The 13,957-nt window shown below is 69.7% G+C and carries 17 protein-coding genes; 5 read left to right on the forward strand and 12 right to left on the reverse strand.

Annotated features, from left to right (window positions below; all coding sequences use genetic code 11):
- Window positions 1-34: 34 nt before the first annotated feature.
- The 6 genes from ACFQ0P_RS15170 to rpsB form a co-directional block, all read right to left on the reverse strand.
- The gene (locus tag ACFQ0P_RS15170) at window positions 35-601 is read right to left on the reverse strand and encodes a DivIVA domain-containing protein (RefSeq protein ID WP_204981443.1); all 567 of its coding nucleotides are present in this window, start codon (window positions 599-601) and stop codon (window positions 35-37) included.
- Window positions 601-1,767, reverse strand: coding sequence for a phosphatidate cytidylyltransferase (locus tag ACFQ0P_RS15175; protein ID WP_378772727.1), 1,167 nt, complete (start codon window positions 1,765-1,767; stop codon window positions 601-603). Before ACFQ0P_RS15175 ends, ACFQ0P_RS15170 begins: the two co-directional genes overlap by 1 nt.
- 7 nt (window positions 1,768-1,774) lie before the next feature.
- The gene (frr, locus tag ACFQ0P_RS15180; RefSeq protein WP_204979477.1) at window positions 1,775-2,329 is read right to left on the reverse strand and encodes a ribosome recycling factor; all 555 of its coding nucleotides are present in this window, start codon (window positions 2,327-2,329) and stop codon (window positions 1,775-1,777) included.
- Between the two features lie 51 nt (window positions 2,330-2,380).
- The gene (gene pyrH, locus ACFQ0P_RS15185; protein WP_204979478.1) at window positions 2,381-3,100 is read right to left on the reverse strand and encodes a UMP kinase; all 720 of its coding nucleotides are present in this window, start codon (window positions 3,098-3,100) and stop codon (window positions 2,381-2,383) included.
- An 84-nt stretch (window positions 3,101-3,184) separates the two neighbouring features.
- The gene (tsf, locus tag ACFQ0P_RS15190; protein WP_204979479.1) at window positions 3,185-4,012 is read right to left on the reverse strand and encodes a translation elongation factor Ts; all 828 of its coding nucleotides are present in this window, start codon (window positions 4,010-4,012) and stop codon (window positions 3,185-3,187) included.
- 110 nt (window positions 4,013-4,122) lie between these two features.
- Window positions 4,123-5,085: a 30S ribosomal protein S2 gene (gene rpsB / locus ACFQ0P_RS15195; protein ID WP_204979480.1), complete on the reverse strand. Its 963-nt coding sequence runs from the start codon at window positions 5,083-5,085 to the stop codon at window positions 4,123-4,125.
- A gap of 304 nt (window positions 5,086-5,389) precedes the next feature.
- Between rpsB and ACFQ0P_RS15200 the strand changes: the two genes are divergently transcribed.
- Window positions 5,390-5,896, forward strand: a complete 507-nt coding sequence (locus ACFQ0P_RS15200; protein ID WP_204979481.1) for a murein hydrolase activator EnvC family protein — start codon at window positions 5,390-5,392, stop codon at window positions 5,894-5,896.
- A 2-nt stretch (window positions 5,897-5,898) separates the two neighbouring features.
- Here the strand turns inward: ACFQ0P_RS15200 and ACFQ0P_RS15205 are convergent, their stop codons facing one another.
- Window positions 5,899-6,807, reverse strand: a complete 909-nt coding sequence (locus ACFQ0P_RS15205) for a tyrosine recombinase XerC (RefSeq protein WP_204979482.1) — start codon at window positions 6,805-6,807, stop codon at window positions 5,899-5,901.
- A 153-nt stretch (window positions 6,808-6,960) separates the two neighbouring features.
- On the opposite strand from ACFQ0P_RS15205, the gene ACFQ0P_RS15210 reads away from it, so the two are divergent.
- The 3 genes from ACFQ0P_RS15210 to dprA are packed head-to-tail and all read left to right on the forward strand — an operon-like array spanning window position 6,961 to window position 10,042.
- Window positions 6,961-7,329 carry a YraN family protein gene (locus tag ACFQ0P_RS15210; protein ID WP_204979483.1) on the forward strand — a complete coding sequence of 123 codons (369 nt, stop codon included), beginning with the start codon at window positions 6,961-6,963 and terminating at the stop codon, window positions 7,327-7,329.
- A complete protein-coding gene (locus ACFQ0P_RS15215) occupies window positions 7,326-8,852 on the forward strand; it encodes a YifB family Mg chelatase-like AAA ATPase (protein WP_204979484.1) in 1,527 nt (508 codons plus the stop codon). The genes ACFQ0P_RS15210 and ACFQ0P_RS15215 overlap by 4 nt, the downstream gene beginning before the upstream one ends.
- Window positions 8,849-10,042 (forward strand): DNA-processing protein DprA, encoded by a 1,194-nt coding sequence (dprA, locus tag ACFQ0P_RS15220; RefSeq protein ID WP_204979485.1) that lies wholly within the window; start codon window positions 8,849-8,851, stop codon window positions 10,040-10,042. The genes ACFQ0P_RS15215 and dprA overlap by 4 nt, the downstream gene beginning before the upstream one ends.
- 7 nt (window positions 10,043-10,049) lie before the next feature.
- Here the strand turns inward: dprA and ACFQ0P_RS15225 are convergent, their stop codons facing one another.
- The 5 genes from ACFQ0P_RS15225 to ACFQ0P_RS15245 all read right to left on the reverse strand — a co-directional run bounded on the left by ACFQ0P_RS15225 (window position 10,050) and on the right by ACFQ0P_RS15245 (window position 13,058).
- Window positions 10,050-10,373 (reverse strand): DUF2469 family protein, encoded by a 324-nt coding sequence (locus ACFQ0P_RS15225; RefSeq protein ID WP_056120641.1) that lies wholly within the window; start codon window positions 10,371-10,373, stop codon window positions 10,050-10,052.
- A 65-nt stretch (window positions 10,374-10,438) separates the two neighbouring features.
- On the reverse strand, window positions 10,439-11,098 hold the full coding sequence (locus ACFQ0P_RS15230) for a ribonuclease HII (RefSeq protein ID WP_204979486.1): 660 nt from the start codon (window positions 11,096-11,098) through the stop codon (window positions 10,439-10,441).
- Entirely contained in the window at window positions 11,095-11,877 is a 783-nt protein-coding gene (lepB, locus tag ACFQ0P_RS15235; protein WP_204979487.1) for a signal peptidase I, read from the reverse strand. The genes ACFQ0P_RS15230 and lepB overlap by 4 nt, the downstream gene beginning before the upstream one ends.
- A 165-nt stretch (window positions 11,878-12,042) precedes the next feature.
- A complete protein-coding gene (gene rplS, locus ACFQ0P_RS15240; protein WP_204979488.1) occupies window positions 12,043-12,390 on the reverse strand; it encodes a 50S ribosomal protein L19 in 348 nt (115 codons plus the stop codon).
- 170 nt (window positions 12,391-12,560) lie between these two features.
- On the reverse strand, window positions 12,561-13,058 hold the full coding sequence (locus tag ACFQ0P_RS15245) for an MFS transporter permease (RefSeq protein WP_204979489.1): 498 nt from the start codon (window positions 13,056-13,058) through the stop codon (window positions 12,561-12,563).
- A gap of 116 nt (window positions 13,059-13,174) precedes the next feature.
- On the opposite strand from ACFQ0P_RS15245, the gene map reads away from it, so the two are divergent.
- Window positions 13,175-13,957 (forward strand): type I methionyl aminopeptidase, encoded by a 783-nt coding sequence (map, locus tag ACFQ0P_RS15250; protein WP_204979490.1) that lies wholly within the window; start codon window positions 13,175-13,177, stop codon window positions 13,955-13,957.

A 13,957-nucleotide genomic window follows, 5' to 3' on the forward strand; every position in this document is an offset into this window, starting at 1 on the left:
GCGGACACATGCCATCCGCGAGCAGCCGCGTCCGTCATGAGACGGCGAGCATGACCTCGACGACGGCGTCGAGAACCGCATCCACCTGCGATTCGCGGTAGCCCCCGCGCTGCATGCGGAAGGCGACGGCCCGCACCTGCTCGACCGTGACCGATTCATTGGTCTCGAGATAGCGGGCGATCTTGTCGGTGACCAGATCCACCTCGTCGATCCGGTAGCCGTAGCGCAGCGACGACACGCGGTCAAAGCGCTTTCCGCGCGGACGCGACAGACGATCGAGCACGACCTGCGCAGTCTCGCGTGTCTGCCCGACCCACGCGCGCACGCCGCCCCGATCGGAGAGGGCCGCCTCCCGCTCGCGGGCGGCGAACGCGTCCTCGATGCGGCCGAGCGCGGCATCGACCGACGCGATCGCGTAGCCGCGGCGCACGAGCGGGAAGGCTGCCCGGCGCACATCCGCGGACGTCAGCGCCACGTCTCCAGACTCGAACGCGTCGCGGGCCCTCGCGAGGAACGTGTTGACGGCGTCCTTGTCGTAGCCCTTCTCCCGACCGCGAGTCTCGGGAAAGGCGGCCGGGGCGGGGGCGGGAGCTGTCGTCATCATGCCACCAGGGGGGTGAAGAGGTAGTAGAGGGCAAGCGCCGCCGCGGTGGACGGCAGGATCGAGTCGAGCCGGTCCAGGACGCCGCCGTGACCGGGGAGCCACGAGCTCATGTCCTTGATGCCGAGGTCGCGCTTGATCATGGACTCCCCCAGGTCACCGACCGTCGCGGTACCGAGGATCACGACGCCGATGACGACGCCCATCCACCAGTCCAGTCCCAGGAGGAACATGGCGAGGAGCACTCCGGCCAGCGCGGATGCCGCGACCGCGCCGGCGAATCCCTCCCAGGTCTTCTTCGGGCTGATCCGGGGCGCCATCGGATGCCGCCCGAACGACAGTCCCGCCGCGTACGCGCCGGTGTCGGCTGCGACCACTACGGCGATGAACGACAGCACCCACCATTCGCCGCGGTCCTGCGCGAGCAGCACGACGCACAGGCTCGCGAAGAAGGGGACGTAGAGCTGGATGAATCCCGCAATCAGCACATCGGCGAGCACCTTGCCGTATGTGCGGCCGTCGTGCGCGACCATCTGTGCCAGCAGGCGCCAGGTCACCACGACCGCCACCGCGACGAACACGACGACCCAGTGCAGCCAGACATCCAGGAAGTAGCCCGAAAGCACGAGCACGACGCCTGCGCCGATCTGCGGGGCGGCGTCGACGCGGCGTCCGGACGCCCGCAGCGCGCGCGAGAACTCATAGACGCCCAGGACGACAGCGGCCAGCGCGAAGACCAGGAACAGCTGCTTGATGAAGATCAGGGACCCGAGGAGCACCGCACCCGCGGCGACGCCGATGAGGATCGCGAGGATGAGGTCCCGGCCGGTGCGCTGCTTGATGCGCTCATTGGCCTCCTCGAACTCGGCGCGCGCGTGGGCGACCTGCGTCTCGAACTCCGTCCGGGCCGCGCGAAGGTGCGAGTGGATCACGGGCGACGCGTCCGACTCCCCGCCCGCCTCAGCCGTTGCGAACGGGGCAGGCGGCTCCGCGGGAAGCGGAGGGCGCGGGGGGATCATGTCCGTCGAGAATGCGCCCGCCGTCGCCGCGGTGTCGCCGTCGGGCACCATATCGGCGCGTCGCGCCGCAGCGGCTTCGCGACGGGTCAGCGGCGCATCGGGAACGACCTCGTCGTCCCCGGGCGGTTCACCGGATGCTTCGGCCATCCGGGTCTCAGACCTCGAGCAGCTCCGCCTCTTTGCGCTTCAGCGCCTCGTCGATGGCATCGACGTGCGCGCGCGTGAGGGCGTCGAGCTCTTTCTCGGCACGGGTGAGCTCGTCCTCGCCGACCTCGCTCTTGAGGGAGTCGATGTCGTCCTTGGACTTGCGGCGGATCCCGCGCAGGTGGATCTTGTGGTCCTCGCCCTTCGAGCGCACGAGCTTGACGTACTCCTTGCGCCGCTCTTCGGTGAGCTCGGGCATCGTCACGCGGATGAGGTTGCCGTCATTCGTCGGGTTGACGCCGAGATTCGGGATGTCGCGGATCGCCTGCTCGATCGCCTTGAGCGCCGACTTGTCGTAGGGCGTGATGATCAGCGTGCGAGCCTCGGGGTTGTTGATCGAGGCGAGCTGGGCCAGGGGCGTCGGCGTGCCGTAGTAGTCCACGAGGACCTTCTGGAAGAGCTGCGGGTTGGCGCGACCGGTGCGCACCGTCGCGAAGTCCTCCTTCGCAGCCTCGACGGCGCGGTCCATGCGCGCTCCGGCATCGGCCAAGACGTCCGCGATCACAGTGTCTCCTTCAGTGGGTGGGGCGAGGACCAGTCTACTCAGGGCGATCTTTCACGCCGTGACCAGCGTGCCGATCGATTCCCCCAGAAGGGCCCGGGTGACGTTGCCCTCGGGCTCCATGCCGAACACGCGCATGTCCATGCTGTTGTCCATGCACAGGCTGAACGCGGTCGAATCGACCACCTTGAGACCACGCTGGAGCGCGTCGAGGTAGGTGATCCGGTCGATGCGGGTGGCTGAGGCATCCTTCTTCGGATCCGCCGTGTAGACCCCGTCGACCCCGTTCTTGGCCACGAGCACCTCCTGGGCGTCGATCTCGAGCGCCCGCTGGGCCGCGACGGTGTCCGTGGAGAAGTACGGCAGTCCGGCGCCGGCGCCGAAGATCACGACGCGTCCCTTCTCCATGTGCCGCTCCGCGCGCCGCGGGATGTAGGGCTCGGCGACCTGAGTCATCGAGATGGCCGACTGCACGCGCGTCGCCGCGCCCGCCTGCTCGAGGAAGTCCTGGAGGGCGAGCGCGTTCATGACCGTGCCGAGCATTCCCATGTAGTCGGCCCGTCCGCGGTCCATCCCCCGCTGGCTGAGCTCGGCGCCGCGGAAGAAGTTGCCTCCGCCGACCACCACCGCGATCTCGACCCGGTCGACGGCCGCGGCGATCTCACGAGCGATCTGGCTGACGACGTCGGGATTGACTCCGAGCTGGCCGCCTCCGAACGCTTCCCCCGACAGCTTCAGCAGGACGCGGCGGCGCCCGGTGTTCTCATTGATCACGACGGATCCTCTCGTTGACGACAAACTACCCAAGCGCATGAGAAAAGGCCCGCATCGGCATTCGATGCGGGCCTTCCCACGGTGTTACGCGCCGACCTTGAAGCGGGCGAAGCCCGTGAGGGTCAGACCGGCGTCCTTCGCGACCTGGGCGACGGACAGCTTGTTGTCCTTCGCGTAGTCCTGGTCGAGAAGCGACACCTGCTTGAAGAACGCGTTCACGCGGCCCTCGACGATCTTCGGGAGCGCCGCTTCCGGCTTGCCCTCGTTGCGCGAGATCTCGGTGACGATCTCGCGCTCCTTCTCGACCTCTGCCTCGGGGACCTCGTCGCGCGAGAGGTACGTCGGGTTGGCGAACGAGATGTGCTGCGCGAGGCTGCGGGCCGTCTCGGCGTCATCACCCGTGTAGGCCAGCACCACGCCGACCTGCGGGGGCAGGTCCTTGCTCGTCTTGTGGAGGTAGATCTCGAACTTGTCGCCGGCGAGCGTGCGCACGCGGCGCAGCTCGACCTTCTCGCCGATGATCGCGGCCTCGTCCGAGATGAGCTCGGCGACGGTCTGCGCACCGGCGGGGGCGGCGAGAGCGGACTCGGCCGTGTCGGCACCGGCGGCCGCGGCCGCGTCGAGGACCTTGTCGGCCAGCGCGATGAATCGCTCGTTCTTGGCGACGAAGTCGGTCTCGGTGTTCAGCTCGATGATGGTGACGGTGTCGCCTTGCTGCTTCGCGGCGACGAGGCCCTCGCTGGTGGAGCGGTCGGCACGCTTGGCGTTGCCCTTCGCGCCCTTGAGGCGAAGGATTTCAACGGCCTTCTCGAGGTCGCCGTCGGCCTCCTCGAGCGCCTTCTTGGTGTCGACCATGCCCGTGCCGAGCTGCTCGCGCAGCGTCTTGATGTCGGCGATCGTGAAGTTTGCCATGGGTGGCGGCTCCTTGTTGTGGTGAGTTCGGAGGATGCCTCGGCGGGACCGTCCTGAGCGAGGTGGCTCAGCGCGATCCCGCCGGGGCGCAGTTCATGCGGCGATGCCCGTTACTTGTCGGCGGCCTCGGCGTCGGCGACCTCGGTCGCGGTCTCGCCGGACTCCGCGGCGACGGCCTCGTCGTGCGCCTCGGCGCCCTCGGCGTCGGCGGCGGTCTCGGTCGTGGCCTCGGAGACGGCGGCAGCGCCCTCGACCTCGACCTCAGCGGTCGGGGCCTCAACAGCCGGGGCCTCCGCGGCGGTCTCGCCCGCGGCACCCTGCTCGAGGAGCTCGCGCTCCCAATCGGCGAGAGGCTCGGCGTCCGCCGACTCGTCGGTGGGCTGGTGACGCTGGATGAGGCCCTCGGCCGCAGCGTCGGCGATGATGCGCGTGAGCAGGCTCACGGAGCGGATGGCGTCGTCGTTGCCGGGGATCGGGTACTGGAACTCGTCCGGGTCGGCGTTCGTGTCGAGGATGCCGATGATCGGGATGCCGAGCTTCGTCGCCTCGTCGACCGCGAGGTGCTCGCGCTTGGCGTCGATGACCCAGATGGCCGAGGGCGTCTTCTGCAGGTTGCGGATGCCGCCCAGCGACTTGTGGAGCTTGTCGAGCTCGCGCTTCTTGATGAGCAGCTCCTTCTTGGTGAAGCCGCTCGCAGCCGGGTCGTCGAAGTTGAGCTCCTCGAGCTCCTTCATGCGCGCGAGGCGCTTGGAGACGGTCTGGAAGTTCGTGAGGAGGCCCCCGAGCCAGCGCTGGTTGACGTAGGGCTGGCCGACGCGGGTCGCCTGCTCGGCGACGATCTCCTGGGCCTGCTTCTTGGTGCCGACGAAGAGGATCGTGCCACCGTGCGCGACGGTCTCCTTGACGAACTCGTACGCCTTGTCGATGTAGGTCAGCGACTGCTGGAGGTCGATGATGTGGATGCCCGAGCGCTCGGTGAGGATGAAGCGCTTGACTTTCGGGTTCCAGCGGCGGGTCTGGTGTCCGAAGTGGACACCGCTGTCGAGCAGCTGGCGGATCGTGACGACGGCCATGGCCGGTCTCCTGTTCTGGCGCTCGCGCGCCTCTTGCGGTTGTGATGTGTCGGCGCACTGCCGACGTGCCTGGTGCCCGGCGCACGCCCGCTCGCTGTTCGCAAGACCGGTGGGAGTGGATGCCGCACCGCGCGATCCTGGGACCTGCCGCGGTGCTCTGGGCACGCGTAGTCACCCCGACGGGCGGGGTGCAGGGTCCAGTGTATCAGCCGCAGGCTCCTCCCCAGGGCGGGCGGACGCGGCATCCCTCCACCGAAGCGCGCCGACGGCTCTGGCGTCTCGCAGGGGACGCGAGCATGGGGCCATGAGCCGCCGTCGCTTCGCCGTGGTGCCGATCGCGCTTCTCGCTGTGGCCGTGACCCTGGGGTCCGCATCGGCGGCCGCGGCCACGCCCCACGCACCGCCGGACGACTGGGTGTGGCCGCTGGCCGCCTTCCGCATCGAGCGGCCGTTCGAGGCGCCGGCCCATCGGTACGGCGCGGGGCATCGGGGCATCGACCTGCGCGGGGATGCGGAGTCCGACGTCCGTGCCCCGGCCGCCGGGACGATCGCCTTCTCCGGCGTCGTGGCGGGGCGTGGCGTCCTCACGATCGATCACGGCGGAGGGCTCGTGACCACCCTCGAGCCGGTGGAGAGCGACCTGCGAGCGGGTACGGCGGTCGCGGGGGGCGAGCCGGTGGCCACCGTCTCCCTCGGGGGTCACGCGGCGCCCGGGGCCCTGCACTTCGGCGTGCGCCTGGACGGGGACTACATCAACCCCCTGCTTCTGCTCGACGATGTGCCGCGGGCGGTGCTCCTCCCCTGCTGCTGAGCTCACGCCCGCGGGTGCGCGAGGCGATAGGTCGCCGTGAGCCGTTCGCTCGACACGTGCGTGTAGATCTGGGTCGTACCGAGACTCGCATGGCCGAGGATCTCCTGCACCGCACGCAGGTCGGCTCCCCCGTCGAGGAGGTGCGTGGCCGCGGAATGCCGGAGTGCGTGCGGCCCCACGGCCCCGCCGAGTTCGGGTCCGAGCGCGCGCGCGACGACGTCGTATGCCGACCGGGTTCCCAACGGTCCGCCGCGGGCGCCGAGGAAGACAGCCGTAGGCATGTCGCCCGCGCTCGCCCCACGAGCGATGAGAACGGGTCGTCCGCGCACAAGATAGGCATCGACCGCGCGCGCAGCGGCCCCGCCGAACGGCACCACCCGCTCTTTGGCCCCTTTCCCGAGGACACGAGCGGTACGGCGGTCGCGGTCGATGTCGGCGAGCTGCAGTCCGCAGAGCTCGGACACGCGGACGCCCGCGCCGTACAGGAACTCCAGCAGCGCGTGGTCGCGGAGCGCGAGCGGGTCGCCGGCGCGCGCCGCCGCCGCGGCGCGATCGAGCACGGCCGTGAGGGAATCCGAGGTGGCGACCCGAGGGAGCGTCCTCCCGCGCTTGGGCGCGACCAGACGCAGCGAAGGATCTTCGGAGACGAGCCCCTGATCGCTGGCCCACGCGAAGAAGCCCCGGGCTGTCGAAGTCCGGCGGGCGATCGTCGATCGGGCATCCCCTCGCTGCGTCGCACGCCACAGCCACTCGCGAAGGACTTCGAGATCGACGTCATCCAGCTCCGCCGCGCCCGTCACCGCCGCGAGGTCGACGAGGTCCGCCCGATAGGCACGCACGGTCGCGGGCGAGAGCCGCCGCACGTCCGAGAGATGACGCGCGTAGGCCTCTCCCGCCTCCACGAGCCGCATGGATACAGCTTGCCTCGCGTCCGGGCCGAGCCGCCGCCGACTCACCGCGTACGGTACCCGCCGCCTCCTCCCCAGGTCGCTGGTGCCGGCGGATTGTCCGCAGGTCGCTTCTGAACGGCCGGAGGGGTGCCGCCGCCCCCTCAGGCTCTCGGTATGGCAGACAAGGACGAGCTCGGCAGAGCGGGCGAGGAACGCGCCGCCCGCTACTATCTCGACGACGGCTTCACACTGGTGGACCGCAATTGGCGCGGCAGCGCGGGAGAGATCGACATCGTCGCCGTCGACACCCGCCACGTCGTCGTGGTCGAGGTGAAGACGCGGCGCGGTGAGGGCTTCGGCCATCCCTTCGAGGCGATCGATGCTCGCAAGCGGGCGCGACTGTGGCGACTGGCCTGCGAGTGGATCGCGTCGCATCGGGATCTCGCGCAGGGACGGACACTGCGCATCGACGCGATCGCGGTGCTCGGGCCCGATCCCCGGACCGCGAGCCTGGAGCACATCGTCGACGTGGAAGTGCCGTGAGCCTCGGCCGCACGTGGTCGGTGTGCCTGGTGGGCGTCGACGGAGCGCTCGTCGAAGTCGAGGCCGACCTCTCGAACCAGACACCCGAGTTCAAGATCATCGGCCTTCCCGACAAGGCGCTCGGCGAGGCGGTGCGTCGCGTCCACAACGCGTGTGCGAACACCGGGACACCGCTGCCTCGGCGACGGCTCACGGTGAACCTCTCACCCGCGAGCCTGCCGAAGCAAGGATCCGGATTCGACCTGGCGATCGCCGTGGCATGCCTCGCGACCGACGTGCGACTCGACTCCGCGTCCCTGGCAGACACCGTGCACCTGGGCGAACTCGGGCTCGACGGCAGACTCAGGCCGGTCCCCGGCGCGCTGCCCGCGGTCCTCGCGGCCGCGAAGGCCGGATACCGTCGTGTCGTCGTGCCGTGGGGGAACCGTGACGAAGCGCGCCTCGTGACCGGCGTCGAGGTGATCGGAGCCGTCAACCTGGCCCAGGTGCTCGCCGTGCACGGCGCCGACATCGAGGTGCGCGAAGAAGAGCCCGTCGAAATCGCCGAGGAGACGATTCCTCCCGAGCGGGCACCCGATCTCAGTGACGTCATCGGCCAGCCGGAAGCCGTGGACGCCCTCGTGGTCGCCGCCGCGGGCGGTCATCATCTGATGATGTGCGGCCCGCCCGGGGCGGGCAAGACGATGCTCGCGCGGCGCCTACCCGGCATTCTTCCGGACCTCGACGACACTGCCGCGCTCGCGAGCGCATCGATCCGCAGCCTCTCCGGTGCGCGCGTCGTCGAACTCTCACGCACTCCGCCGTTCGAGGCACCCCACCACAGTGCCAGCATGGCCGCCCTCGTCGGCGGGGGCTCACGGACGCTGCGCCCCGGTGCGATCGCACGGGCGAGCGAGGGAGTCCTGTTCCTCGACGAGGCGGGCGAGTTCGCCGCAAGCGCGCTGGACGCCCTCCGACAGCCGCTCGAGAACGGCTCGATCGCAATCCATCGATCCGGCGTAAGCGCGACCTTCCCCGCGCGGTTCCAGCTCGTCCTGGCGACGAATCCCTGTCCGTGCGGCGACTACGGGATCCGCGGCGGTTCGTGCACCTGTCCGCCCGCCGCGATCAGGCGCTACCTCGGCCGGCTGTCCGGCCCGCTCCTGGACCGTATCGACATCCAGTTGACGCTGGCGCGGGTGTCCGTCGCGCATCGCAGCCGCAGCGCGTCGACCACCACGACCGCGCAGGCCAGGGCGCGCGTCGCCGAGGCTCGGGCGCGCACCGCACGGCGTCTCGCCGAAACACCGTGGCGCACCAACGCCGGGGTCCCGGGCGGCTGGCTTCGTGAGGGGCCGCAGGCGCCCGCGCCGGCGGTGCGGCGACCGCTCGACGCCGCACTGCACCGCGGAGCCCTCACACTCCGCGGATACGACCGAGTCCTCCGTGTCGCCTGGTCGCTCGCCGACCTCGCCGGGCGTGAGCAGTTGGCCGGCGAAGACGTGGGTCGAGCGCTGTTCCTCAAGAAGGGTCTCGTCCGATGACGCGCTTCGCCCTCGATGCCGCCACCGCTCGCCGAATCCTCGGCTCGCACTCCCCCGCAGAAGCCGACGACACCTCCGTGCGCGCCCGCTACGCCGCCGTCGTCTGGTCGCACCTCGTGGAGCCGGGCGACGGCGTCGCGGGCCGGCTGGTCGAAGCACACGGATGCGTCGAGGCTCTCGAGCTCGCCGTCGGCGGTGCGGCGACGGAGGTCCTCACGCGGCGCGATCTGGACGAGGCGCGCAAACGTTGGATGCCGCGCCTCGACGCAGACGAGATCGCCCGCGGTCTGCGCACTGCGGAGCGCCGCGCCGTCTCGATCGTCACCGCCGCGGATGCGCCGTGGCCCGAACAGCTCGACGATCTCGGCATCCACGCACCGCACTGCCTGTGGGTGCGGGGCGCTCCCGGTGTCCTCTCGCGGCTCCACCCGTCCGTCGCCGTCGTGGGAGCTCGCGCCGCGACCGCCTACGGCGAGCACGTCGCACTCGAGCTCGCCGCCGACCTCGCAGGCGGCGGCATCCCGGTGATCTCGGGCGGTGCGTACGGAATCGACGGCGCCGCTCATCGGGCAGCCGTGTCGGTCGGAGGGACGACGATCGCGCTCCTCGCGGGCGGCGTGGACCGCAGCTATCCCGCCGGTCACGCGGGCCTGATCGATGACGTCGCCCGGTCCGGTGCCGTGATCAGCGAGGTGCCGTGCGGCGCCAGCCCCACGAAATGGCGATTCTTGCAGCGCAACCGGCTCATCGCCGCGCTCAGCGACGCGATCGTCGTCGTCGAGGCCGGATGGCGCAGCGGCTCACTCAACACCGCGGGCCACGCCGCCGCGCTGTCGCGTCCGATCGGCGCGGTGCCCGGCCCGGTCACCTCGGCGGCATCCGCCGGAACCCATCGACTGCTGCGTGAGTACGACGCGACCTGCATCACCAGCGCGGCGGACGTCCGCGAACTCCTCGGGCTCGGCATCGCCCCCGGCGACGCGCGGGGAGCCGCTTCCGGAGCGCGCACCGACGACACGACGCGGGTGCGTGACGCCCTCAGCACGCGCGCGGGACGCTCCGCGGCGGAGGTCGCCCGACGGGCGGGGATGTCGGTCGAGGACGTCGCAGCCGTCCTGGGGCTGCTCGAGCTCGAAGGCACGGTCGAGAGCACGCCGACGGGCTGGCGGATGCCGCGCTCGGCCCGATGAGCAGTGCTCAGGTGTCGAGCGACAGCTCTTCGGGCAGGTGGAAGTCGCGCCGCTGGAGCTCCTCGACGTTGACGTCCTTGAACGTGAGGACCCGCACAGCCTTGACGAAGCGATCGGCACGGTAGATGTCCCACACCCACACATCGGACATCGAGATCTCGAAGTAGAAGTCGTGCTCGGTGTCGCGGCGGACGACGTTCACCTCGTTGGCGAGGTAGAAGCGCCGCTCGGTCTCGATCACGTACTGGAACTGAGAGACGACATCGCGGTACTCGCGGTACAGCGCGAGCTCCAGCTCACGGTCGTAGTCTTCGAAGACTTCGTCATCCATGGTGAATCCATCCTAGGGGGCGACCGGCGGCCGAGTCGGCCCGTACGCCGACGGCGGACGGGCGGTCAGAACAGCGTCGGCGCGCCCGTGATCGACCATGATGCGCGATGGTGCGCACTGATCCCGTGCTCCCGGATCGCCTCGCGATGATCGGGGCTCGCGTAGCCCTTGTTCCGCGCCCAGTTGTACGCCGGCAGCTCATCGTGCAACCCCGTCATCAGCGCGTCGCGCGCGACCTTCGCGATGACGGATGCCGCGGCCGCCGACGCGCAGTCGCGATCGGCTTTGATCACCGGCCTCACGCGAAGGCCCCATGCGCCCGCCGGCGAAATGTAGTCGTAGTTGCCGTCGAGGATCACGATCGCTTCCTCGGGGACGACGCCGTGCGCGCGCAGATCCGCGAGAGCCCGGAGCGAGGCGAGACCGAGCGCGCGCATGATCCCGATCTCGTCGATCTCCGCCGCGCTCGCCCAGCCCACCGCGCTCGCCGACACCCATGCCGCCGCGCGCGTCGCGACATCCGCCCGCTTCGGCTCGGGAACGAGCTTGGAGTCGCGGAGGCCCTGCGGGATGCGCTTGCGGGAGCGGGGTGCATCGATCACCGCGGCGCCGACGGCGACCGGACCCGCCAGTGCACCGCGCCCGACCTCGTCGCACGCGATGACGATCTCATGCTCGCGCAGGAGCCGGCGTTCGAGCGTCAGTCGCGGCTCGGCGACCGTCATGGGGCGGGCTCCTCCTCCGAGGGCGCAGGAACGCCGGAGAAGTCGTCGTGATGGAAGTCCAGCATGCCGAACCGATCGAGCGGCCAGGTGATGAGGAACGCGCGCCCCACGACGTTCTCGATCGGAACGAACCCCTCGCCCGGCTGATCCTGATTGAATCGCGAGTCCCGCGAACTGTAGCGGTTGTCGCCGAGGACCCACAGGCGGTCGTCGGGCACGACCACGTCGAACGGCTCGCCCGACGCGGCTGACTCTCCCGACGGCACCTTGATGTAGTCCGTCTCGTCGATCGCGACCCCGTTGATCGTGATCTGGCCGAGGGCGTTGCAGCACACGACATGGTCGCCCGGCAATCCGATGATGCGCTTGACCAGGTGGTCGTCACTGTCCGGAGCGGCGAGGCCCACAAGGGAGAGCACCCACTCCACTCCCTCGACGAATGGCGCGCGAGCCGGATCGCTGGAGGGAGGGAGCCACCCGCCCGGGTCCCGGAACACCACGATGTCGCCGCGGTCGTAGCCGCCGAAGCGCGGGGTGATCTCGTCCACCAGGATCCGGTCGTCGATGTGGAGCGTGTCCTCCATCGACCCCGACGGGATGTAGAACGACCGCACGAGGAACGTCTTGACCAGGAACGACACGAGAACGGCGATCAGGATGATCACCACGACATCGCGCAGGAAAGTCAGCCATCCGCGGCGACGTCGCTGGCCCGACGGGTCCCGGCGCGATCCCGACGACGACGCCTCGTCGGCGGAAGTCGTCTTTTCGGAGGTCATGCACGTTCCTTCACCGGCGCACCGCGGTTCGGTGGTCCGTCCTTCAAGGGTCGCACATTCGCGAGCCCCGGATGTGCGCGGGGGCCCACTTCGCGGAACGTCGTCGGCGTCTCCGCGAACGAAGAAACCCCGGACCATGTGGTCCGGGGTTTCGTGAAGCGGAACTCAGTTCTCGCGCTTCTCCTTGATCTTGGCCTTCTTGCCGCGGAGGTTGCGGAGGTAGTAGAGCTTGGCGCGACGCACGTCACCGCGCGTGACGACCTCGATGTGGTCGATCACCGGGGAGTGCACCGGAAACGTGCGCTCGACTCCGACCTGGAAGCTGATCTTGCGGACCGTGAAGGTCTCGCGCACGCCGTCTCCGGAGCGGCCGATCACGACGCCCTGGAAGACCTGGATGCGGGACCGGTTGCCCTCGGTGATGTTCACGTGCACCTTGACGGTGTCACCGGGCGCGAAGGCGGGGATGTCGGAGCGGAGCGAAGCCGCATCGACGGAGTCGAGGATCTGCATGATCGTTTCTCTCTGCGGCCGCCACAGGTCGACCGCGGGAAGTATCGGAAAATTGTTCGTGTGCCCAGGGCCGCGGGCGCAGAGCCGTGCGGCGGATTCCCCTGAGGCAGAACCTGGTCAGGGCACAAACATCCATTCTGCCACGGATGCCTCGGCCGGCCAAAACGTCGTCACGACGTGGGCGGCGCCTGCCTCTCCGTGACCACGATCACTTCACGTGCGGTCGCGGTCGATCCGGGCTCCGGGGCCGACGGCGGGATGTACGCCATTCCCTCCTCGGTGCGCAACAGCAGCCGGGACGGCTTGGCCTCGCTCCAGAGCTGCCACAGTTCGAGCCAGAAGAGCCCGACACCCACGAGAACCGCGGTGGCCATCACGGGGAACCACCAGGCCTGGTCGAAGAATCCGAGCGAGATGATCAGCAGATGCCACACCGCGAAGCCGAGCACATCCCACCACGACAGTGCGCGATGCGCTCGCACGGTGCCCCGCGCCCGCACGAGCAGGGTGAGCAGGAGCTGCCACAGGAAGACCCCCGGGACGGCGAACAGCATCCACACGAATCCCCAGCCGTTCGCACCGGAGATGATCCATCCGACGAACAGCCACAGCGGCAGGACGAAAGCGGCCGGAATCATCCAGCCGAAGAATCCACGGCGAAGCCACATGGTGAGATGGTACGCCCGCCGGGCCTCTGCGGCACCCGTTCGCGGGCAGCCCGGAGCATCCTCACAGCGGACGACGTCCGCGTCGGAGAGAATGGACGAGACACGAGAGGAACCACATGATCGAGCTGCGCACTCCGGCCGAGATCGAGGCGATGAAACCGGCCGGCCGATTCGTCGCGGAGACCCTGGCGACACTGCGCGACGAGACGAAGGTGGGCACGAACCTCCTCGCGATCGACCGCCGTGCGCACGACATGATCCGTCAGGCCAGTGCCGAGTCGTGCTACATCGACTACCATCCCTCGTTCGGCGCGAGCCCGTTCGGCAAGGTCATCTGCACGTCGATCAACGACGCGGTGCTCCACGGGCTCCCGTTCGACTACGACCTCCGCGACGGCGACCTGGTCACGCTGGACTTCGCCGTCTCGATCGACGGCTGGGTGGCCGACTCCGCCGTCTCGTTCGTCGTCGGAACACCCCGCGACGAGGACCTCGCGCTGATCGACACGACACAGCGAGCGCTCGCAGCGGCGATCGCGGCCGCGACCGTGGGCAACCGCATCGGCGACATCTCCGCGGCGATCGCCGACGTCGCCCATGGAGACGGCTACTCGATCAACACCGACTTCGGCGGACACGGAGTCGGACGCGAGATGCACGGCGACCCGCACGTCGCGAACGACGGCAAGCCCGGCCGCGGCTATCCGCTGCGTGACGGGCTCGTGCTCGCGCTCGAGCCCTGGTTCCTGCAGACGACGGACCGGCTCGTCACGGATCCCGACGGCTGGACCCTCCGCTCGGCCGACGGATCACGCGGCGCTCACTCCGAGCACACCGTGGCGATCACCGCCGCCGGCACCGTCGTCCTCACCGACCGTTCCTGGCTCGGGGTCGACTGA

The sequence above is a fragment of the Microbacterium insulae genome (assembly GCF_042677065.1).
In the GTDB taxonomy this organism is placed as follows: Bacteria; Actinomycetota; Actinomycetes; order Actinomycetales; family Microbacteriaceae; genus Microbacterium; species Microbacterium insulae.

Bases quoted from the DNA above. Each gene is read 5' to 3' on its own strand.
- rpsB (WP_204979480.1), bottom strand. From the start codon at position 5,085: ATGGCCGTCGTCACGATCCGCCAGCTGCTCGACAGCGGTGTCCACTTC.
- map (WP_204979490.1), top strand. From the start codon at position 13,175: ATGATCGAGCTGCGCACTCCGGCCGAGATCGAGGCGATGAAACCGGCC.
- ACFQ0P_RS15225 (WP_056120641.1), bottom strand. From the start codon at position 10,373: ATGGATGACGAAGTCTTCGAAGACTACGACCGTGAGCTGGAGCTCGCG.
- lepB (WP_204979487.1), bottom strand. From the start codon at position 11,877: ATGACCTCCGAAAAGACGACTTCCGCCGACGAGGCGTCGTCGTCGGGA.
- tsf (WP_204979479.1), bottom strand. From the start codon at position 4,012: ATGGCAAACTTCACGATCGCCGACATCAAGACGCTGCGCGAGCAGCTC.
- ACFQ0P_RS15210 (WP_204979483.1), top strand. From the start codon at position 6,961: ATGGCAGACAAGGACGAGCTCGGCAGAGCGGGCGAGGAACGCGCCGCC.
- ACFQ0P_RS15175 (WP_378772727.1), bottom strand. From the start codon at position 1,767: ATGGCCGAAGCATCCGGTGAACCGCCCGGGGACGACGAGGTCGTTCCC.
- rplS (WP_204979488.1), bottom strand. From the start codon at position 12,390: ATGCAGATCCTCGACTCCGTCGATGCGGCTTCGCTCCGCTCCGACATC.
- ACFQ0P_RS15230 (WP_204979486.1), bottom strand. From the start codon at position 11,098: ATGACGGTCGCCGAGCCGCGACTGACGCTCGAACGCCGGCTCCTGCGC.
- ACFQ0P_RS15170 (WP_204981443.1), bottom strand. From the start codon at position 601: ATGACGACAGCTCCCGCCCCCGCCCCGGCCGCCTTTCCCGAGACTCGC.
- ACFQ0P_RS15245 (WP_204979489.1), bottom strand. From the start codon at position 13,058: ATGTGGCTTCGCCGTGGATTCTTCGGCTGGATGATTCCGGCCGCTTTC.
- dprA (WP_204979485.1), top strand. From the start codon at position 8,849: ATGACGCGCTTCGCCCTCGATGCCGCCACCGCTCGCCGAATCCTCGGC.
- ACFQ0P_RS15200 (WP_204979481.1), top strand. From the start codon at position 5,390: ATGAGCCGCCGTCGCTTCGCCGTGGTGCCGATCGCGCTTCTCGCTGTG.
- ACFQ0P_RS15205 (WP_204979482.1), bottom strand. From the start codon at position 6,807: ATGCGGCTCGTGGAGGCGGGAGAGGCCTACGCGCGTCATCTCTCGGAC.